Source organism: Pseudomonas fragi, assembly GCF_900105835.1.
Classification (GTDB): Bacteria; Pseudomonadota; Gammaproteobacteria; order Pseudomonadales; family Pseudomonadaceae; genus Aquipseudomonas; species Aquipseudomonas fragi.
Genome location: NZ_LT629783.1, coordinates 1,865,487 through 1,887,143 on the forward strand (window position 1 = coordinate 1,865,487; position 21,657 = coordinate 1,887,143).

The following is a 21,657-nucleotide window of genomic DNA, read 5'->3' on the forward strand; positions in this document are numbered from 1 at the left end:
CTTGCCGGCCCTGAATGCACCTTGTGGGAGCGGGCTTGCTCGCGATGACGGCGCTTCGGTTTATCTAGCACACCGCATCGCCTGCATCGCGAGCAAGCCCGCTCCCACAAGGTGCATTCAGGGCCACCATAAAAAAGCCCCGCCAGGCAACACCGGACGGGGCTCGATGACGCTCGGAACGCCTTATGCGACTTTCATGCCTTTATGGGTATCGATCAAGTGCTGCACCACACCCGGGTCAGCCAGGGTTGAGATATCGCCCAGGCCGTCGTACTCACCGGTGGCAATCTTGCGCAGGATACGGCGCATGATCTTGCCCGAACGGGTTTTCGGCAGGCCCGGCGCCCACTGGATAACATCCGGCGAGGCGATTGGACCAATCTCCTTGCGCACCCAATTTTTCAGTTCAAGACGCAACTCTTCGCTTGGCTCTTCGCCACCATTGAGGGTGACGTACACATAGATGCCCTGCCCCTTGATGTCATGAGGCACGCCCACCACTGCAGCCTCAGCGACTTTGGGGTGAGCCACCATCGCGCTTTCGATTTCCGCGGTACCCATCCGGTGACCGGACACGTTAAGCACATCATCCACGCGGCCGGTGATCCAGTAGTAACCGTCTTCGTCACGGCGCGCGCCGTCACCGGTGAAGTACATGCCACGGAAGGTCTTGAAGTAGGTGTCGACGAAACGGTCATGATCGCCGTACAGGGTCCGCGCCTGGCCCGGCCACGAATCGAGAATCACCAGGTTACCTTCAGCCGCCCCCTCTATAAGGTTGCCCAGGTTATCCACCAGCCCCGGTACCACACCAAAGAACGGACGCGCCGCAGAGCCAGGCTTGAGTGCATGCGCACCCGGCAGCGGGCTCATCATGCAAGCGCCGGTTTCGGTCTGCCACCAGGTATCCACAATCGGGCAGCGTTCCTTGCCAACGGTTGTGTAGTACCAGTTCCAGGCCTCGGGGTTGATCGGCTCGCCCACCGAACCCAGCAGGCGCAAGCTGGAACCATCGGCATCCTTAACCGCCGCCTGACCTTCGGCCATCATGGCGCGAATGGCTGTAGGCGCGGTGTAGAGAATATTGACCTTGTGCTTGTCGACGATTTTCGACACCCGGGTAATGTCCGGGTAGTTCGGCACGCCTTCGAACAGCACGGTGGTCGCGCCGTTGGCCAACGGCCCGTAGACGATATACGTGTGACCGGTTACCCAGCCGACGTCCGCCGTGCACCAGTACACCTCACCCGGGCGGTAGTCGAACACGCGCTCGTGGGTCAACGCGGCATAGAGCAGGTAACCGCCGGTGGTGTGCTGCACACCTTTGGGCTTGCCGGTAGAACCGGAGGTATAAAGGATGAACAGGGCTTCTTCAGCGCCCATTTCTTTAGGCGCACAGTGAGTCGAGGCCACGGCCATCAGGTCGTGGTACCAGATATCACGGTGCTTGTACCAGGCAATGTCGCCGCCGGTGCGCTTGAACACGATGATCTTCTGTACGCTGGAGGTATCCGGGTTGGTCAGGGCCACATCGACATTGGCCTTGAGCGCGGTACGCTTGCCGCCGCGCAAGCCTTCATCGGCGGTGATCACCACCTTGGATTTGCAGTCGATGATCCTGCCGGCCAGCGCCTCTGGCGAGAAGCCGCCGAACACCACCGAGTGAATGGCACCGATCCGGGTACATGCCAGCATGGCGACCACAGCCTCGGGCACCATCGGCATATAAATAGTGACCACGTCACCCCGGTGCACATCCTGACCGCGCAAGGCGTTGGCCAGCTTGCACACTTCCTCGTGCAGTTCACGGTAGGTAATGTTGCGTTGCTCGGAAGGGTCATCCCCTTCCCAAATGATCGCTACCTGATCGCCGCGTTCGGCAAGGTGGCGGTCCAGGCAGTTGTAGGAAACGTTGAGGGTGCCGTCCGCGAACCACTTGATATCAACATGATGGTCGTCGAAAGACGTCTGCTTGACGGTAGTGAAAGGCTTGATCCAGTCGAGACGCTTTGCTTGTTCGCGCCAGAAGCCATCCGGGTTGACGACGGACTGCTGGTACATCGCCTTGTAGGTCGCCTCGTCGGTCAGCGTATTGGCAGCGACTTCAGGGCGTACGGGATACAGGGAAGCGGCACTCATGTTTCATACCTCAATGCTTGTAGTTGTTGTTTTATGACCCTGTTTTAGCCGGGCCAAGCCGTGAGTTCCATTCGACGTTGGTAGTAAGAAACACGCAGAAAACTCGTGGTTTTTCTGCGCAAGGCTCAAGCACAGTACTTACAGCGATTTGCTGCTTGCCATGCACCTTGCAAACGTCAGAAATGAGCCCTGTTTTCGACGATTGTTGCAGAAACTGTCAACAGTCTTTATCAAAACCCCCTCTATATGCCCGCACGGCACAGGCCTAAAATTCATCTCGCCAACCAAGGCACCGCGATTAACCCAAGTTACAGCCCCCACGAAGGCAAGTTTAGTCGCTCTTAAATACTCAGTTTCACACACAGCCTCACAAGGGCTGTGTGACCCCACTCGACCGAAAACAGGTAAATCTGAAATGAAAGCGTTGTTAGTTCTGGCCCTGAGCAGTGTGTGTCTGACCGCCATGGCTGATGAAGTGAACACACCCGCTGCGCACTCGCAACCTGCCGTAGAACAGTATTCCTACTCGTCCGAACTGGATATCGCCAAAGTCATTTCCATGAGCGAAATCCCCAGCGTCTGCGAAGTGGTACCGGCCCAGATGGTCTACGAAGACTCGCAAGGCAAGCAGCACACCCTTGAATACCGCGTGATGGGCAACGGCTGCTCCAACGGCTGATTAACGACCGGCGATTTATTCCAGCTTTAATCAACTCACTTATTTAAGCGAACCAACGCGGCGCTTAATTGCAACTTCCAACCTGACTTATATAACGTTGAAAAGTTGCCCGCCTGCGCTTGTATCGCTCGGGAATTATTTAATGAAACGTTCATTGATTGTGGCTTTGAGTTTTTCCGTCCTGGCCAGTTCGGCCTTTGCCGCCGACGGTTATGACCGCACCCACACCGCCACTTTTACTGAAGATGGCTACAACAGTACCCGCTCGGCCAACTTTGCCGAAGATGGCTACGACAGCACCCGCTCCGCCAGTTTTGCCGAAGACGGTTATAACCGCACCAACGGCCATCGCCTCAGCTAACACCGCCTCGACCTGACGCCCGGTATCTTCCGGGCGTGGTCTGCCTTGCATCAAATCCCCGCTCATCCCCGCTCATGCCACAGGTCATTTGGTCGCCCCGACCCATGACAAAAAAACTTCTGCCCCGGCAAACCCTCGCTCAGCCGCAGCCATGCCTAAGCCCAGGACCAATTTAGGGCGTTTCGTCGCATCCCCTGAAAAAAAACTGGCTGAAATACCTTGTGCAAAAGCCTTATACTGCGGCCATCAAAAAGGCTTGGCATATCCCCTTCGCGGGCTATAAAACCACGCTGCTACGGCCTCAAGGCCCAGGGTGAGTGCAGGCACGACCTCCTCCCCTGAGCGACAGCGGTACAAGCCAACGTACACATTCATGTTTTTGCGTGAGCACAACGCTACTGCAAGCAACATTTCTTAGATCCAAGTGGCCTATGGCCGTGTAAAAACCAAACCATCAGTGTTTTCACACGGGCATCTGGCCCTCACGCAGGAGACGACACGTCATGCTGAGCTGGGACGAATTCGACAAAGAAGACGAAGGCGAAGTCGCTGTTAAAGGCGCCAACGCAGGCCACGCAACCGAAGCCAACATGGACCGCCTCGACGCAGCTGGCGGCGTAGCTGCCCAGGAAGCCCGTGCAGTCACGGCTACCGACTCGGCTGCGATTATTCGCGCCAAGGCCGCGCTGGACAACCTCGACATCGCTGAAGGTCTGGCCGAACTCGAAGGCGCTTCCGCCCGTGTTGCGGTTGACGAAAAGATGATGATCAACTGCCGCGCCGACCTCAACCAGCTCGTGCCGTTCAAGTACGACTGGGCGTGGCAGAAATACCTGGACGGTTGCGCAAACCACTGGATGCCGCAAGAAGTCAACATGACCGCCGACATCGCCCTCTGGAAAAACCCGGAAGGCCTGACCGACGACGAACGCCGCATCGTGATGCGCAACCTGGGCTTCTTCTCGACTGCCGACTCCCTGGTCGCCAACAACCTGGTACTGGCTGTTTACCGCCTGATCACCAACCCGGAGTGCCGCCAGTACATCCTGCGCCAGGCCTTCGAAGAGGCGATCCACACCCACGCCTACCAGTACTGCATCGAATCGCTGGCCATGGATGAAGGCGAGATCTTCAACATGTACCACGAGATCCCGTCGGTTGCCAAAAAAGCCACCTGGGGCCTGAAATACACCCGTTCGATCTCTGATCCTAAGTTCGAGACCGGTACTGTCGAAACCGACAAGGAACTGCTGCGCAACCTGATCGCCTACTACTGCGTTCTGGAAGGCATCTTCTTCTACTGCGGCTTCACCCAGATCCTGTCGATGGGCCGTCGCAACAAAATGACCGGTGTTGCCGAGCAGTTCCAGTACATCCTGCGCGACGAATCCATGCACCTGAACTTCGGCATCGACGTGATCAACCAGATCAAGATCGAAAACCCGCACTTGTGGGACGCTGAAATGAAGGAAGAAGCTTCGCAGATGATCCTGCAAGGCACCCAGCTGGAAATCGAATACGCGCGTGACACCATGCCACGCGGCGTACTGGGCATGAACGCGGCAATGATGGAGGACTACCTCAAGTTCATCGCCAACCGCCGCCTGTCGCAAATCGGCCTGAAAGAAGAATACCCGGGCACCACCAACCCGTTCCCATGGATGAGCGAAATCATGGACTTGAAGAAAGAGAAAAACTTCTTCGAAACGCGGGTTATTGAATACCAGACCGGCGGCGCGCTGAGCTGGGATTGATACGCGCGGCTTGAGTCAAGCCATACGCAGAACGTAAAAAAGGGCCAACTATGTTGGCCCTTTTTTTGTGCCTCTGTATGTTCAGTTGTTTTTTATAAAACTCAAGAACTCGGTATCTTCCTGCCACAGCTCAGCCAGTATTTTGCAGGACTTGTCAGCAGCCTCCAGACGCTTGAGTTCCTCCACTGCTACCGCCCACCAAAGCAACTTGCAAGTCTCAAGGTAGGGGCATCGATTGGCCCGCTTACCCAACAGATAGAATTTTGCAGCCTTGCGCGGTACAGCACCTTGCCGCATGAATTTCCATTTCAACCGCAAGCGATCGCGCAGCGGGTTTCTTGGAAGACGGTCAGGAACAGCGAATGAAGCCTCTGGCAAATCATCGCGATAGCCTTCGCCCTGCTCATGGAAAAACGCACGGTACATTGCATGGTGATAGCGCTTTACGGCGTAGTAATGATTGAGGCAATCATTGGCCTCGACGACTCTTCGACCGTAGAGCATAAACGACAAGGCGATTTGCTCAATTGTAAGGATTCTTGCACCCAGATGAGCCCATTGATCAATCAAACTGATTGCGCCTTCGACAATATGACCGTTGGCGTTTGTCATCCCGCAAACTCCACTATTGAACAGTCTCAACGCAGGTGCAGGGGCTATAAATTCAGCATCAAGAAGTGTAACAAGCGGACGATACCACGCGCGCCGAGAGGCTTGAGCCCAACTCAGCTCAAACTCATCCATTAAAAACTGGTCATCAGTGACGCGTTTGAACAGCAAAGCAGGGTCTTTGAAAAAAACCGTATCGGTATCAATAAAAATGGTTTTTCCGGCAAGCATGACTCCTGCCTGGATGGCACAAGCTTTACGTCGATGAGAATACCCCCCTGCACCCTGCCAAATACCCAGCGTCTCCTCACTCAAAGAGAGCACTGTGATTGGCCAGCCGTCAAATGCTTCTGGCTGGTCTGTCATCAGTGTGATCGTAAAATCAGCCAAATTCTTTCTGTGGCGTAATGCCGACAAAATACTGAACTTCGCTTCAAGCCGATAAACCTCCTTGTCGCCGTACAGCAGGTAAAGAAGTTGATGGGGCCCGATGACGGACCTATTTATGTGTTGTGTCATTTATTCCGATACCATTACTTAAGATAATGGGGAGTGTTCAAACAAACATCATCGAACCACTGAAAAAACCCTTTTCAGGTCTTCTGTTAGGTCCATACCGGGCAGACATGCTGACGCCCTCCCACGACTCGTTAATCTAGATGTGGGATTAACTCGCAGGCAAGAGTGTCTTAATGCCCCTGAACGGGATCAAGTTTCAGTTTTTTTTAAGAAAAAATATTTAGGATATTTCTGATTTCAGCTAAGAATTTTCTCTACTTACCTAATCTTCGGGCTAGCCTGCTAAGGCGCGAAAATTTATGCTGAAAAAGGGCGTATTGAACAGATAGACCGTAGGTCGTCAGGGGGGGGGGGGGGGGGGGGGGGGGGGGGCGGGGGCAAAATGGGGGCAAAAACACCGGCGCTAGCCCGGTATCAGATTACGTCTAGGCTTCTACAATTAACAAGAGACATTCAAACCGCAAGCAGAGATAAAATCAAATATTGGTATATCAAGAAAGCTACTCTCTCCAGAGAAAATAACATCTTGCAATGTGACGATGCCTTTTTCAAGATCCAAAGAAACGTCAAAGCAATTAAACTCGAACCCCCTGTAAAAGTCTCGACTTGATCTGACACCCCTCTTGAAAAAGAACGGGGCTACCGGGTTGATGTTGTACGAAACAGTATTCTGCGAGAAGCGAATATCATCAGCAGTACAAGTTGCTGCATTGCCTGCCCCTTTTGCACCAAGTCAATAATCGGCTTTTCCTATACTGGCCCCCAATAGCCATGAAATGGATCTTGAGGGGAAATCAATCTCCACGTTTCACTTGACACTATGCATTTGAACCACTTCTCTTCAAATCCTGGCCCCGCATAGTTTTCCTGAACAGGAGTCTGCTCTACCATCCCAGCTTTAACCTGCCCAGTGATCCAGGCAACAAACCGCTCATATTCCTTTGGCGATGAAAACTCTTCTATAACTTCCCAGTTACAATCATTCATTTTCTTATCCATGAGGTATCAATTTTGAAATCTTTAGGAAACAGCACCTGACTGCCACCGCCAACTAACCCACCTTGAGGAGCAGCCACGCCTTCAAAATACTTAGTACCTATAGGAACTTCAATTTTGACCACGCTTGTAGCGGTGTGTAGTGGTCTAATGAGACCGGACACCCATTTAGGCGAGAATGCTCGCCATATCGAGGTGTCAGATGACCAAACAACGTCGTGTTTTTTCCGCTGAATTCAAACGCGAGGCTGCCGACCTCGTACTCAAGCAAAACTACAGTTTCATTGAAGCCAGTCGTTCACTCGGCATTGGCGAGTCGGCCCTGCGCCGTTGGGTTAGTCAGCTTCTGCAGGAGCGGGCTGGCGTCACCCCGCAGAGCAAGGCGCTGACCCCAGAGCAGCAAAAGATCCAAGAACTGGAAGCCCGAATCGCCCGTCTCGAACGAGAGAAATCGATATTAAAAAAGGCTACCGCGCTCTTGATGTCGGAAGATCTCGAGCGTTCGCGCTGATCCATCAGCTAAGCGCCCATGAACCTGTTGACTGCTTGTGCGAGGTGTTCGAAATCACCCGTTCGACTTACTACGCCCATCGCCTCAGACGACGATCTCCGGGCATCGAGAGAATTCGTTTACGCAGTCGAGTCAACGAACTGTTCACCCAGAGCCGAAGCGCTGCTGGCAGCCGCAGTATTGTGTCGATGATGCAGGATGATGGCGAGCAGATCGGGCGTTTCAAGGTGCGTGGCTTGATGCGGGAACTGGGGTTGATCAGCAAGCAGCCGGGCTCGCATGCCTACAAAAAAGCAACGGTCGAGCGGCCTTACATTCCAAACACACTGAATCGTGAGTTCGATGTTCCCGAGCAAAACAAGGTTTGGTGCGGTGACATCACCTACATCTGGGCGCAAGGAAAATGGCACTGCCTGGCCGTGGTTATGGATCTCTATGCTCGCCGGATAGTGGGCTGGGCGTTGTCAGGAAACCCGGATGCTGACTTGGTCACGACGGCTCTGGATATGGCCTATCAGCAACGTGGAAAGCCTCAAGGGCTGCTGTTTCACTCCGACTAGGGATCGTAATATGGAAGTCGCCACTTTCGCCAGCGTCTGTGGCGGTACCGTATCAGACAGATGCATGAGTCGCCGGGGCAATTGCTACGACAACTCGCCTATGGAACGTGTATTTCGCAGCTTGAAAACCGAGTGGATACCTTCAGTGGGTTATATGTCGGTTCAGCAGGCGCAACGGGACATCAGCCATTATTTGATGCATCGCTACAACTGGATACGGCCTCATACATTCAATGGCGGGCTCACGCCCGCTCAGGCCGAGAAAAACTTAACGCAGTGTCCGGAATTAGTTGACCACTACAAACTGGCCCTGGTGGCCTGACCTCTACTTATGGTGAATGCTAAGAATGGGGGGATTACCCGACCGCGAAGGCATCAACAATCGGTGGCTACTTCAGAACTTCCTTAGATAAACAATCCTATTGATTAGGATTGATAATCATCAAACTCCCAGGAAAACACCTTCCCCAGCTTTATCACGATAGTTTCCCAGCTATCCCCCTCGCAGCGACTCACATACTCATGAATCAATCCATTAATAGTCGAAAAATCATATTCTCGAACAATTAATAGACCTCTCCCCCAACGAGGCTCCCACATTCTCTCTTCTAGCCACTTTGGAGTGCAGATGAAAAGCTCAAAATCATCTGCCCCTTGCGTACAATCAAGCCCAATTCGAATACGAAGACTTAAGGAAAAATTGTCTACGCTTTCAGGAACGTAGGTCCCGACATCAAAAACATCATTAGAAATACCTTTTATAACAGCACGCATCATTTCTCCTAGTCAACCACATTCAGATGGCCGTTACTTACTTTTATGCGCTGACCTGCCGGGTTGATGTTGTACGTTTCAAAATTGGCCTGCACGCCTGTCGTTGCAAAAGATGAATCTTTGGGTATTGGCGGCCTATATACACGAGTGCCGTCTGCGCTAATCAAACCAAGCCCATCACTTGTTTTTGTCGCACCATCTCCAACCCAGGTTTTACCCAACTGATTAGCTTCGGAAGATGTACCTTGACCTATAGAGAAGTTCGGATTTTTCGTTCCACTGCCGTTCACAGCCGCAGCTAATCTTAAGTCCTGAGCCGCAATATTGCTCAGGTTTTCTTGTATCAGTTGATCCTTCAGCTTTGGATACAAGGCCGCATTTTCAGCGCCGGAGCTAGCAGCTCCACCTTTTGCACCAACAACTGCAGAAGCCTTCCCAGCGGCTATCTTCTCCAGAACCGTCTCAACAACAGCCTTAGCGCCCTTACCTGCTGGCATCAGCAGCATAGCAGCATCGAGCTCGGGTGAAACCGTCAAAACTCCTTTACTGGCTAAATCAGACAACCGCTGAGCAGCAGCCCTTACATTAGACTCAGCACTGGACAACTGGCCAATTTCTTTCGAATGCTCGCTGGTTTTGTCCTGCCCGTATTGACGCCATTGGTCATAAACTGTTCCTTGACCATGTGAGATCGAGGAACTGAATAACGTGGAGTCATTGAACTGTTTTTCTGTTGCGTTAAATGCAAAGACCTTATCGCCATTCGCTACAATCTGACTTCCATCGTTCCATTTCAGAGGAATTTTCTGTGCCGCCAGCTGATCAATAATGCCTTTTGCAACGTCCAATTCTTTCATTAAACGTCGGGACTCAGGGTCATTCCCTTGGGACTGCAAGACCAAACTGTTTAAACGTGCTTCGTCAGCAGCATCAACAGAACCTCCCGCGGCGATCATCAACAGATCTATCCAACGCGCACTGGAACCTGGCTTACCTAAAGTGTTATCCAGCTCGTCAGCTTTTTTCTCCAGAACTGGAATTTCTTGTTGCTTATGCAACTGTCGGTTAAAGGCCTCAACACCAAATCCAGTCCCTCCGCCCACAACCGCCCCGCCAGCGCCATTACCCGATCCAGCCGCAGCTCCAATGCCGCTCGCAATCAACGAAGCAACAGCATCTCGTTCCGATTTCGACATCCCGCTGCCAGCCAGTGCTTGGTCAATGGACGGCATCAACGCTGCTGATGCTCCAGCCCCCAACACTCCGTTTTGCGTACTGCCGCTCGATAAACCGATTGCTGCACCCGCCAATGCATGCAGCAAAATGCGCGCCGCTCCGCCTTCATCCCAGGCTGCCTTGACTGCACTGTCAGTGGACTTATCTCTTTGCGCAGTAGCGAAATTACCGATTTTTTTGAAAATCTCACTGGATGACACGTTCGCAACAACCCCAACAGCGGTGCCACCCGTCGCCCCTCCCAGGCCTGCAGCGATGAGGCCCGATGCAATATCGGCCATCAACCGTTCATCGCCGCCGACCAGCCAGCTCTTGGCATCATCCAGGGCAATTGCAGCCGCTTGCTTTTGCTCTGGGGTCGTCGCTTCAGTGGCCAGTTTGGTTGCCGCGTTGGCCTTGGCCTTCGCCACGGTATTAATCACGCTGCTGGACAGCTGCGCCGAACTCTGGATCACGTCTATGCGCTCTTGCATGGCCTTTTCATCAGGCCGATCCAGATGCTGATTAGCGTTGGCGGTGTCGCGGTTCAGCCCTACCAGATCATTGGCGCCATCAGGGTTGCGTATGGTGATGGTGCCTTCGCTGATGGCGCTTTGGGTTTTGCTCTTGTCGGAGTCTTTGAGCAGCACCGGCATCGCGCCGCCAGCGCCCGAGCGGGCATCCACTCCATCTCCTTCCATGGCCCCGGAATAGCTCAAACTCCCGGTCTGGCTTGTTATTTCGCTTTTGTTTTTGATGTCACTGACAAACAGGCGATCAGTGCTGAGATGGTTTTTGTCTGCCGTTGCATAGCTGGCAATTACAGCGCCTTGAAGCGTGGTAGTTTTTCCGACACTGATGTCGTAGCCGCCTTGGCCCGCCGTCAAGCCCGTTTGATCGATCACGGCCTGATAATTGCTATTCATTTTGCTGCCAGCAATATTGGCGGAGCCCGAAACAGGGGCGCCTACACAGAACGGTGGAACACAGATGCTGGCGCCCATGCCGCCGCTGGTTTGCTTGTTCTTCTGGCTGGCTTCGTCCTGACGTGAGGCCATGTTCAAGCTGCCAGCAATATCAGCCTTGATGGCATCAGCCCGCACTTGAGCGCCAGCCAGCGTAGTATCCTGACCGCTTTTGAGCACGAGAAGCCCAGTATCGACCGTACTGTTGACCTGGCTGACTGCATGGCCTTTACCCATGCCCTTGGCAACTTGTGCACCGAGGTCGAGGGTGAAACCAAATTGCTCACCGATATTAAAACTGGCACCAATACTGGTTTTGTTGCTATTACTCTTGTTGTCCCAATTTTTCCGCTCTTGGGCGCTTTCCAGGGTGATGCCATTCTCCGCCATTAACAGGGTGTCAGCGGCCTTGATACTGCTGCCAATGACGTGAATATCGCCCTTAGTATCTGGCGCGGTGCCCGTTGCAACAATTGCCAGACTGCCGCCACTGTTTAGGGTTGATTGCTTGACCGTTTCGGCGTTGTACTCACTGCTACTTTTCTTGTTCGTTGATGCCAGTTCAGTGCCGATTTTAATCACTGAGCCGCCACTGTTGGCAGGCTTTCCTTCCGATACGTTAGCCGCGCTGGCATTCGTGTTGTTGACCGCGTTATAAGCCGAGAGCAACGCTTGCGCACCTTTGACCGCTTTGAGACGACTGTCGTCAGCCTCCTGCGAAGCCTTTATGTCGTTACGAATACTGTTGACCGTATCGACCGCCATGCCACCCACCACCCGGCCAACGGCCAAGCTCCTGGAGCTGTCTTTGGTGGTCTGATGCGCAGTTTCGGTAGCCGCCGCGATGGTGACGTTGGAACCGCTCAGGCTCATGTCTTGGGTGCTGACCACATCGCTGGCTATCACCGTCAGTTCTCGCCCGGCGACTAATGCTACGTTGCCAGTGCTGGAACCAATGGTGCTGCCTGTCAGGGTCATCTCCTGAGCTGAACCGTTGTGCATTTGACTACTGATGGACAGGTGCTGGTTACCGGTAATGTCATCCAGCCCAAAGTTGTTTGCGGTCAGCACGCCTGTCAGGTCGCGATTTTTCTTCTTGTGCATCTCGGTTCGAGAGAACGTATTTACGGCTGCATCAACGCTCAGATCACGCCCGGTTTGAACAACAAGATCATCGGTACTGACCAGCGCCGAGCCTGTTACTTTGACGTCTTGCCCGGCAGCCACGCTCACCGTGTCACCCGAAACCATACTTCCTACTGCTGTGGTGCTGGTTTCACTGATCTTGTCCTTGACCTTGCTTGAGCTCAGCCCCCCCCAACTGCTTTTGCTTTTAATGCTCTCGTGACGTGCACTGCTGGAGTCACTGACGGCAAGGATCTGGATATCGCTTCCCGCCATCAATTTGACAGCACCTTTCTCGGCATTTACCGCGCTGCCTTGCAACAGCATATCGTCACCGGCCACCAAGGTACTGTTACCACCCGAGCTAACCAAACTGCCTACATTGGTGTGAGTATCGGTTTCGTTAAGGCGAAAGGATTTACCGGACGAGCTTTTTTTGGTCTTGCTGTAGAAGCTGTAGTCCTGTTCCTCTGCGGACTTAAGTTCTAGATTCCCACCCGCCACCAAATAAGCCTCACTCCCCGCCTCGACCCGGCTGGCGATCAATGCCAAATCCTGCCCCGCGCTCAAGGTCACGCTGCCAGCGGCCTTGACCGTGGTCGATACCTGGCTGACATGATCGTCCCGGGTTTTGACTTTTTTAGTATTGAGCGAGCTGTGTTGTTCGTTCGCCGCCGAAGCCAGGGTCAGGTCACCGCTTGCGGCCATGGCGATGTCGCGGGCAGCATCGATTTGGCTGGCGATGGCGCTGATGTCTCGCGCTGCAACGATCTTGAAGTCGCGGCCCGCCTCGACGACCGAGCCGTATTGAGTGGTGCTGTCGCCACGGGACAGCGTGCCTGCAACCTGGCTGTTGCGCTGTTCTGAGGCAACAAGGTTGACGTCACGACCCGCCTTGATGGTGGTGTCTGCGCCACTTTTGATCAGACTGCCGACGCTGTTGACGTCGCGCCCGGCTTGCAGGGTCAGATTATTCGCCGCTTCGATGCGGGCGGCGTTGTCCACAAAATCAGTGCGTTCGGTACGGTAGCCGTTGCTGCTGTTATGACTGGTGACGGTGCGCTCGTTGAGTACATCACCTCCGGTCGCCGTCAGGCTTATATCGCGCCCGGCAATAATGCCGCCTGCCTTGTTGGTCAGGTTGTTACCCGCCAACAGTTCGAGGCGGTTACCGGCATCGATCAGGCCACTGTTTGCAAGGTTGTTGCCCGCACTGGCCAAGAGATTTTCGGTGGCTCGCAGGGTGCCTAGGTTGTTGAGGTTTTTACCGGCGATCAGCTTGACGTCGTGACCGGCAATCAATGCGCCATTGGGAGCGAGCCGCTTGTTGGCCTGGGCCAGGTACAAGACCGGTACCAGTACTTGTTCGTCGTTGATCGTGGTGTTTTCGAGCCAAACGATATCGTGGGTCAGGGCCGCGACCTGTTCGCTTGTGAGGGTGATACCCACGGACAGGTTGAGCGCCTGCTTGCTGGCGATCGCGTTGTCCATCAGATATTTGAACGTCGCCGCATCGCTGGTTTGGCCGTCGATAAAGCGCTGCCCAGTACGGGCGGTGACAGCCTGCTGGATAAGGCGTTGTTCATAGAAACCGTCCCCCAAGCGTTTCTGGCTTTGGTCCGGGTCGTAACCCAACTTCGACAGCAGGTAGTCCGAGCCCATAAATTGCTTGAGGTTGGTCAGTGTCGGGTTGGTTTCGATCAGGTACTTGTGCGGGCGAGATGCACTGCTTGCATCAGGCAGGCCTTGTACGCGATTGATGGCCTGGGCGTCGGCCGGAATTGCAGAGTTGGCTATAGCCCCGAGATCTATCGGTGTGGTTGGCGAGCGATCTGCCGTGGCGACGCTGGAGCCTCCCAGGGCCCAGCTCTGCGGACCATCAGTGCTCGGAGTGCTGCTGTCTTGTGCACTCAGACGGAACAAGCCGTTCTGCCCTTCAGGCAAACTGAAACCGGGTAGCCCCACCGGGTTGACTTGCTGTTGTGCCATATCAGGCGGCAATTGGGAGTTGATCTGAATCGGCGTTGAGTAGCCACTCCCCGCGCCCGTTTCGGTTGGAGTGTGGCCGGCAGCAACGTAGGCGTAGTGAGGCCGTACAACGCTGTTGTTGATGTTCTGCTCGGCATTGAGGTCGACGCTGCCGCCGGCCTGGATGACGGCATCGTAGGACTGTCCTTCGATGTTCCGGGTACTGGTGGTGTGCGAGAGTTTGCCGCCGCCCAACAGGCCAATAAAGTAGCTCAGATCTGCTTCGACTGTGGCCGAAGGTGTGGGGCTGTTCTTGGCATTAAAGTTTGCCGCCGCTGGAACGGCCGCGAAGATCTGTGTGACATAGTTCCAGTAAGTGCGGGTGGTTTTGATCTCCTGCCCTTGCACGCCCAGGTTGTTGATGGTGTCCGCGTTGGCGGTGAGGTTACCTGCGGCGGCGATAGTGCTGCTGTGGTTATTCAGTATCCCGGCGTTGATTTCAAGATCCGCGCCACTGCTCAACATGGACGCAAGGGTGCTGCGGATAATCTTCAGGCTGTCGATTTCATCAATTCGCCACAGCCCGTTTCGACGGCCACCACTGCGGAAGTCGCAGCCCGCAATGGGTATTGCATTGCAATCAAGTTCGGTAATGGTCACCAAGCTTTTTTCATGGGCCGAGTACTCCAGCACATCCCTGACATTATTGACCGTCATGGCGCTGATGGTGAGCTTCTTCGCGCTCTCGATATTGCCCGAACGGTTATCCAGCAAATCTGCTTTAGTCTGGCCCACGTCCCTGGCGATCAGTACATCGCCCAAGGCATAGACCTGTGCATAGGCATTAGTGAAACTTGAAGCCAGCAACTGCATGTCGGCGCCGCTAAAAATCAGGCCATCGCGGTTGAGCAGTGTGTCGGCATCGAGTGTCAGCTTGCTCCCCGCTCCCAGAGTGCCGGAGTTGACTACATCATCGGCACTCAGGCTCAGGTCGGTCGCAGAGGTCAGGCGCCCAGCGTTGTTCAACTGCCCCGCCACAGTGACCCAGGTATCACCGCCACCGGCCAGGGTGGCGGCTTCGTGGAGGTTCATGCGCGCGGCGCCAAGGTCCAGGGTTCCAAGGCTGCTTACTCGGCCACTGGCCGAGTAAGTGCCAACGAGGTCGAGGCTCAGATTACCGTCACTGGCGAGCTAGCCGTCGTTGGACCAGTTCCCGCCAGTGCCGGCAAAACGGTCGGATGCGAGCAACTGGCCGCTGACAGTTTGATTCAGACTATTGACGTTGACTGTCAGGCGTGCGGCCTGAATCACGCTGCTATTGGTCCAGGCATCCTGTTTGAGGGTCAAGCCGCCGCGGCTCACCAGACTGCCACCCACGTTGTCGAGGAGCGACGGATCGATGGCGAAGGTGCCACTGCCTGAATGCAATACATTGCCGCCAGCGTTCTGGAAGCTGCCCGCGAGCAACGTCAAGTCAGTGTTGGCGCTCTCAAGGGTGCCATTGCGGTTGTCCAGCAGCCCGCCAATCTGAAACAGGGTATTTCCGCTATTACCCAGGGTACGCAGTTGCCCTGCCCGGTTATCTACACTGGCAGCGCTGACATTGAAGAGGCTGGCACTTTCAATAATGCCTTTTTGGTTGTTCAGAGTGCCGCTCAGATCGAAGATGACTTGTTGCGCAGCCACACGCCCGCCTGCCTCGCCGCTGTTATCGAAGGAGTTTGCGGTAACTTCCAATAAGCTCTTGGCGAAAAGACTACCGGCGCGATTATCTAAAACGCCGGTGGTAACGAAGGCATCCCCCGTTTGTGCGTAGATGCGGCCGCCGACGTTATCAATACTGTCCGCGTTCAGGTTCAAAAGCTGGCCTTGGATAACACCTGCGAAACCGTTGCGCAGTAAGCCGACTACGCGAGCATCGAGCGCTCCCTTGAGGCTGGCGAGTTCGCCTGCACGATTGTCCAGGTTGGCGACCTTAAGCTTCAGGTCGCCGTTTTGGGCAATCAATTTGCCGCCCTGATTATCGAAATCGTCAGCAATGTCCAGATGCAGGCTGGTCTTGCTTTGCACCTTGCCCTTGACGTTGTCCAGACTGTTCGCGGTAAGTCTCAGATCGGCGTCCTGGCTGTAGATCAGACCGTCATTGCTGTTTTGCACCAGGCCACTGGCGCTGATGTCCAACCTGCCATCTGCCGCAACTGTGCCGCGGTTACGGTTGTCCAGGCCAGCAGTCAACAGGGTCAGCAAGCTCCGGCTGACCAGTTCACCACCTTGGTTGTCGATCTGCGTCGCCCCCTGGATCAGCATCGGGCCGCCGCTGGACAGCTTGCCGCGGGTATTGGTCAAGGTGCCCGGCAGGTCGAGGGTTGTGGCAATGGCGCTATTGATACTGCCAGCACTGTTGTCGAGGTCATGCGCGCTCAGGTCCAGAGTCGCGCCACTGTCGATTACACCGCCTTGGGCGTTGTTCAGTAAACCGCTGACGTTAAGGGTTTGGGCGTCAGCACTGGTTATATTGCCCTTGCCACTGTTATCCAGATCAGCCGCTGTAACGGTCAGTTTTTTTTGGCTGACCAGAACACCTGCGCCGCTGTTAAGAAGGCTGGAGCTGAGGTGTGCGTCAAGGTTGCCATAAAGGCTCGACAGCTTGCCGCCGTTGCGGTTGTCGAGCGTTGCGCCGGTGAGACTCAAGCCCTGCCAGCCAGAGATCAGCCCACCCTGGTTAAGCAGGCTGTGGCCATTGATGTCCAACAGGTTATTGCTGATCAGCTTGCCGGTACTGTTATCGAGGTTGCGACCACTCAGGTTTAGGGTTTGCGTTGTGGAAATTTCGCCGCCACGGTTGTTCAGGTCTCGCAGATTCTTTAGGAGCAAGGGACCCTTGGTAGTGATCAGGCCGCCGGAATTGTTCAGATCGCCCGTTGCCGTACCGAAGTCCAGTGCGATGGCCTTGCCCAGCAACGAACCATTATGGTTGTTCAGCTCTCCACTGTTGATGGTCAGTGTATTGCCCGCTTCGATAAGCCCCTGGTCCCGGTTGCTCAACAGGCCCTGAACATCCAGTTGCAGATCGCCAAGGCTGGTCAGGGAACCGGAGTTGTTGTCGAGGTTTGCCGCTCGCCCATCCATCGTCGCTGCGGCGATCAGGCCTTTGATATTGGTCAGGGCCTGAGCAATGCGCAGGGACAGCCCGCCATCACTCAGAAGTTGGCCATTGCTGTTATCGAGGTTATCCGCCGTCAAGGTAAAACCTTGGCGACTGGAGATTTCGCCACCCTGGTTATTGACGCCCTTGAGGTTTTTCATTACCAGCAGCGGTCCGTTGATCAGGCCGCTCTGGTTGTTTAACTGACCGTATTTGAGGTCCAGGGTGAGTACGGTTTTGCTGGTAAGTTGTCCGCCCTGCTGATCCAAACCAGTGACGCTAGCTGTCAGGGCTTTGGCGCTAACGATGCTGCCCTCACGGTTGTCCAACTGGCCCGCCGTGATAGTGAGATCGCCTGCCGTGTTGATGCCGCCGCTCTGGTTATCCAGTGCGCCGGTGTTGATCTGTAGCGCTTGCCGGGCACTCAAGGTGCCCTTTGCGCTGTTGTCGAGGCTGGCGCTGCGCACGTCGAGACCGGCATTTGTATCTACACTTCCCCCTCGGTTATCCAGGGCGCCATCAGTGGTGACACTGAGTTGGTCACTACTGGACAACTTGCCCAGACTGTTAACAAGAGTCCCCGCCGAAATGCTCAACAAACCTTCAGAGCTGATCAGGCCCTGACTATTTTCTATACCTGCACTGAAAGCAAGCCTGCTGTCCTTTTGACTGGAGAGCCTGCCCTCCCTGTTGTCCAGACGCTTACCGGTCAACGTCACGCTGGCCAGGCTCGTCACCTCGCCGCCGCGGTTGTTGATATCTGCCACATCAAGCAGCACCCCTCGAGTACCGCCGACCAGACCGCCCTGGCGATTGTCCAGGGTGTCACTGATCAGATGCACAACACCTTGGCCAATCAGTTGACCATTGCGGTTGTTGAGCTCCTGCGCCTTGATCTTGAGGTTCTGTTTGCTGGAAATCTGACCGCTGCTGTTATTGAGGCTGCTGGCGGTGACATGTGCACTCCCATCAGCCACCACCATCCCACTCTGGTTTTGCATTTTGCGGTCAACGCTCAAACCCAGCGCACCCAGGCTACTGAGCATGCCATTGCGGTTATCCAGGCTGCCAACCCGGGCGTCGACGCTGCTGGCTGAAACCAGCCCCTTGCTGTTAAGCAACCGATCGGCTTTGAGGTCGAGATCACCGCTACTCAGTACCCGTCCCTTGTTCTGGTTATCCAGAGTGTCTGCGCGGATGCTGGCGATCTGTTTGGCACTCAGTGTGCCGCCTTGATTGTTCAGGGTTTGGGCGTTAACCGTCAGTTTGCGGCTGGCGACAATGCTGGCGTCTGAGTTAATCAGTACCTGTGCTTTGATTTGCACATCGCCAGCCGTGTTGCGTGAATTTTCTGAATCGACCCCGGCTTCGATAACGCCGTGATTGGTCAACTGTGCGCCGCTGGAGAGCTTGATGCTGTCGCGGGCCACGAGATTTTTACGAATGGTGAGGTTGCCTTGAGCCTGCATATCCAATGTGGTGCCAGCATAGATCGCCCCTAGGGCATCTAGGCTCGCAGCTTTAACATTAAAATCAGCGCCAGCCGTGGCCTGCGCCATGCTCAAATGCCCATTGGCATCAAGCAGAATATCCCCGCCACTGGCGGCCAACGTACCGTCCAGCTTGACCCCTACTCCCGCTTCAGAGCCCACCAGCCTGATGGCACCTGCGTACATGCCGCCCAAGGCGCTAGAGTCAATGGCCAATTGCGGCTTGGCACTGCCGTCATCCGTACGCGCAGTGGCATGCAGTGTCCGGGCATTGACGTCGTTACGACCGGCAATCACCGTCAAATTGCGCGCATTGATCTGGGCGTTGATCTTCGCCGAGCGGGTGATCATGTCGAAGCGGTCGACATTGCTGGCGTTCAAGCCCTGACCATCGATGGTCACCGTGCCGCCATCGACCTGATAACGATCCAGACGACCATCATCAAAGACTGGTTTGCCCGTGCTCAAAGTGACGCTAGGAGTGTTGATAAAACCGCAGCCATTACAGGTAATGCCGTACGGGTTGGCCACGATGACCTTGGCCGATTGTCCCGCTACCTCGGTGTAGCCGCGCAACTGGCTGGGGCTGCTGCCGTTTACTTCATTGAGGATGATGTTGGCAGCATTGCCATGCAGGTTCGGGTTGCCAAGGATGATCCCGCCCAGCTGGGTTGAATGTGTACGGTCGACCCCGTTGTTGAGAATCAGGCCATTGGCCCCGACGTTGTAGTCACTGAACTGGTTGTGCGACAAGCCACTGTCGTTGGGTGCTGCAATATTGACGATGGGTACACCATTGCCCGCCGCTCCCAGGCTTGTGCCTGGACCGCTGACTACGATGCCTTCGGCCTGCACCAACAGTGGTTGCCAGAAAATCGCATTGGCCAAAATAAAGGCCAGCCCACGTTTGGGCATTCCCCAAAAGGATTCCCGGGGTTGCAGGGCAGCTGAAGGCTGGCGAGCCAAAAAGGCTAAATGTCGATCATCCATGTCATTTTCTCGATACAACAAAACGTTGAATTACAGGAAAAAATCCATCCGAAAGTAGATCGGAGCTTCGCGCTCGGTGAGCACATCCGGTCGTTCCAGGGAGCGGGCAAAGGTCACGCTGGTACTGAAGTTACGGCCACGGGCAAACAGCTCCAGCGAGTTGCTGGAGACTCTGCCACTGGCCTCGCGGTTGTAACGCCCGTGACGAATCACGCCCTGGTCGTAGCCCAGGGTGGTGCCGTAATCGGTCAATACCGGGCGCAGCCAGTCCAGGGTTACCGGGCGCGACCAGCGCAGGTCGTTGCGCCAATAACCACCGCTGTCACCCGAAAGTTGTTGGTTCTTGTAGCCACGCACCGAGGCTGAACCGCCCAGGCTTATCCGTTGCGGACTGAACAGCGCATCCTCACTGCGTTGGCCGGTAGCCATACTGGTAAAACTGAGGGACTCGCCCCATAGCTTGAATGGCTGCAAATAGCTGATGGTCGCGGTGTATTTGCGATAGCGGGCGTTTGGCGTGCCCGGTTTAGAGCTGTGACTCCCTTGGGCATCAAAGGCACCGATGCCCTTTTGCAGGCCGACATCCAGATTGACGAAGGAACTCGCGATACGCCGACCATGGTTGATGCCAAATTGGAATTCGCTGAGCCGGTGACTGCTGTTGCGCAGTCGCGTATCGCGTACATAGTTATTGGAGCGCATATGCGCCAGACCGGTATTGAGCGAGGTTTTACTCATCGCGTCGCGATGGATCACCCGCTCGGCACGCAGTTGATGGTTTGTACTTTCACCGGATTGCTTGAAATCAAAGGTGTTGGCTTGGGCCACCGAGCGGTAATCGCTCTGGCTGTAGGTATAAGCGAAGTTCCACCAGCCCCACGGCAGGTTGTAGTAAAGCATCGCGCTCTTCGAAGATTTCTGGTTATCACTACTCGCATCATGGCCACCTCGCATAACCAATTGATCCGCCAGGCCTAGCGGGCTGTCCCACTCAAAGCCGGTACCCCACTGTTGCTCCCCAGTGCTTTTCTGGCCGTCGTTGTTACGCGCCAGGCTGACGCGCCACGGCTTTTGCGGATTGTTTTTTACCACCACCGCGCTGCTGCCCACTTCATTGCCCGGGGCCAACTCCATTTGCGCCTGATTGGATGGCAAGCGGTTGAGCTGATCAATCGCCTGCTCGACTTCCCGCAGACTGAGCCGGCTACCGGCCTGACCGGGAAAACTCATGGTTAATTCGCGACGGGATAGTTTGCTGTTGTCGGCGCCCTTCAAGCTTTCGAGCTTGCCCTCAACCACCAGCATTTGCAGATGACCCTGGGACAAGTCCTGTTGTGGCAAGTAAGCGCGAGTGGTCACCAGCCCCCTGTCGATGTAGTGGTTGGTGATGACCTTGAGTAGTTCGTTGAGCTGGGACACGCCCAGACACTGCCCGATATAGGGCTGGAACATGGTGTCACGCTCGTTGGCGGACAGGCTGTCGGCGCCTTTGAGCTGGATCTCTTGTATGGGGAAACAACGACTATCGGCTGCCTGAACTGGAACCCCAGGAGAAATCTGCTTGCCGGGAAGCTCCTGAAGCTCTTCCAGCCGGCGCCGTTGTTCTTCGAGCAGGCGCTCCTGACGATCGCGAATCAGATCCAGATCACCCGGTTTAGGCAATGACGCTTGCGTGGCATAAGCCTGACCCGCCAAGGGGCCGAGCAGAACCAAAGATAACAACCTCAACCCGAAGTGAGATACCGACATGCTGACTTCCATCCATACACCGTTAATCTGGTAAAGGGACTAACTCGCAGGCACAAACGGCGGAATCTCCCTGAATGGAGGTAAGTCTCGGGCTTGATTGAAATAAAA

Annotated in this window: 10 protein-coding genes and 1 pseudogene; 4 read left to right on the forward strand and 7 right to left on the reverse strand. The window is 55.0% G+C overall.

Annotated elements, in window-relative coordinates; translation table 11 throughout:
- Positions 1-183 precede the first annotated feature (183 nt).
- Positions 184-2,139, reverse strand: a complete 1,956-nt coding sequence (gene acs, locus BLU25_RS08545; RefSeq protein WP_083369596.1) for an acetate--CoA ligase — start codon at positions 2,137-2,139, stop codon at positions 184-186.
- Positions 2,140-2,554: 415 nt separating this feature from the next.
- Between acs and BLU25_RS08550 the strand changes: the two genes are divergently transcribed.
- From BLU25_RS08550 to BLU25_RS08560, 3 genes are all read left to right on the forward strand, one after another.
- A complete protein-coding gene (locus BLU25_RS08550) occupies positions 2,555-2,818 on the forward strand; it encodes a DUF2790 domain-containing protein (protein ID WP_016782120.1) in 264 nt (87 codons plus the stop codon).
- 142 nt (positions 2,819-2,960) lie between these two features.
- Positions 2,961-3,179, forward strand: a complete 219-nt coding sequence (locus BLU25_RS08555; RefSeq protein ID WP_083369597.1) for a heme utilization protein — start codon at positions 2,961-2,963, stop codon at positions 3,177-3,179.
- Positions 3,180-3,682: 503 nt separating this feature from the next.
- Entirely contained in the window at positions 3,683-4,933 is a 1,251-nt protein-coding gene (locus tag BLU25_RS08560) for a ribonucleotide-diphosphate reductase subunit beta (protein WP_016782118.1), read from the forward strand.
- Between the two features lie 81 nt (positions 4,934-5,014).
- Here the strand turns inward: BLU25_RS08560 and BLU25_RS08565 are convergent, their stop codons facing one another.
- Together BLU25_RS08565 and BLU25_RS23390 are read right to left on the reverse strand one after the other, a co-directional pair.
- Positions 5,015-6,061, reverse strand: a complete 1,047-nt coding sequence (locus tag BLU25_RS08565) for a hypothetical protein (RefSeq protein WP_083369598.1) — start codon at positions 6,059-6,061, stop codon at positions 5,015-5,017.
- Between the two features lie 750 nt (positions 6,062-6,811).
- The gene (locus BLU25_RS23390; protein WP_139803928.1) at positions 6,812-7,060 is read right to left on the reverse strand and encodes a hypothetical protein; all 249 of its coding nucleotides are present in this window, start codon (positions 7,058-7,060) and stop codon (positions 6,812-6,814) included.
- Between the two features lie 199 nt (positions 7,061-7,259).
- Here BLU25_RS23390 and BLU25_RS08575 point away from each other — a divergent pair.
- Positions 7,260-8,422 (forward strand): annotated as a pseudogene (locus tag BLU25_RS08575) (IS3 family transposase).
- Positions 8,423-8,554: 132 nt separating this feature from the next.
- Here BLU25_RS08575 and BLU25_RS08580 read toward each other — a convergent pair.
- The 4 genes from BLU25_RS08580 to BLU25_RS08590 form a co-directional block, all read right to left on the reverse strand.
- On the reverse strand, positions 8,555-8,902 hold the full coding sequence (locus BLU25_RS08580; protein ID WP_016782115.1) for an immunity 8 family protein: 348 nt from the start codon (positions 8,900-8,902) through the stop codon (positions 8,555-8,557).
- Between the two features lie 8 nt (positions 8,903-8,910).
- Positions 8,911-15,267, reverse strand: a complete 6,357-nt coding sequence (locus BLU25_RS23880; RefSeq protein WP_016782114.1) for a hemagglutinin repeat-containing protein — start codon at positions 15,265-15,267, stop codon at positions 8,911-8,913.
- 99 nt (positions 15,268-15,366) lie between these two features.
- Entirely contained in the window at positions 15,367-19,725 is a 4,359-nt protein-coding gene (locus BLU25_RS23885) for a two-partner secretion domain-containing protein (RefSeq protein ID WP_307626276.1), read from the reverse strand.
- Positions 19,726-19,830: 105 nt separating this feature from the next.
- Complete coding sequence (locus BLU25_RS08590) at positions 19,831-21,549, reverse strand: ShlB/FhaC/HecB family hemolysin secretion/activation protein (protein ID WP_016782112.1); 1,719 nt, start codon at positions 21,547-21,549, stop codon at positions 19,831-19,833.
- Positions 21,550-21,657 lie beyond the last annotated feature (108 nt).

Excerpts from the sequence above, each read along its gene's own strand:
- acs (WP_083369596.1), bottom strand. The coding sequence starts at position 2,139 with ATGAGTGCCGCTTCCCTGTATCCCGTACGCCCTGAAGTCGCTGCCAAT.
- BLU25_RS08550 (WP_016782120.1), top strand. The coding sequence starts at position 2,555 with ATGAAAGCGTTGTTAGTTCTGGCCCTGAGCAGTGTGTGTCTGACCGCC.
- BLU25_RS08555 (WP_083369597.1), top strand. The coding sequence starts at position 2,961 with ATGAAACGTTCATTGATTGTGGCTTTGAGTTTTTCCGTCCTGGCCAGT.
- BLU25_RS08560 (WP_016782118.1), top strand. The coding sequence starts at position 3,683 with ATGCTGAGCTGGGACGAATTCGACAAAGAAGACGAAGGCGAAGTCGCT.
- BLU25_RS08565 (WP_083369598.1), bottom strand. The coding sequence starts at position 6,061 with ATGACACAACACATAAATAGGTCCGTCATCGGGCCCCATCAACTTCTT.
- BLU25_RS23390 (WP_139803928.1), bottom strand. The coding sequence starts at position 7,060 with ATGGATAAGAAAATGAATGATTGTAACTGGGAAGTTATAGAAGAGTTT.
- BLU25_RS08580 (WP_016782115.1), bottom strand. The coding sequence starts at position 8,902 with ATGCGTGCTGTTATAAAAGGTATTTCTAATGATGTTTTTGATGTCGGG.
- BLU25_RS23880 (WP_016782114.1), bottom strand. The coding sequence starts at position 15,267 with ATGAACCTCCACGAAGCCGCCACCCTGGCCGGTGGCGGTGATACCTGG.
- BLU25_RS23885 (WP_307626276.1), bottom strand. The coding sequence starts at position 19,725 with ATGCCCAAACGTGGGCTGGCCTTTATTTTGGCCAATGCGATTTTCTGG.
- BLU25_RS08590 (WP_016782112.1), bottom strand. The coding sequence starts at position 21,549 with ATGTCGGTATCTCACTTCGGGTTGAGGTTGTTATCTTTGGTTCTGCTC.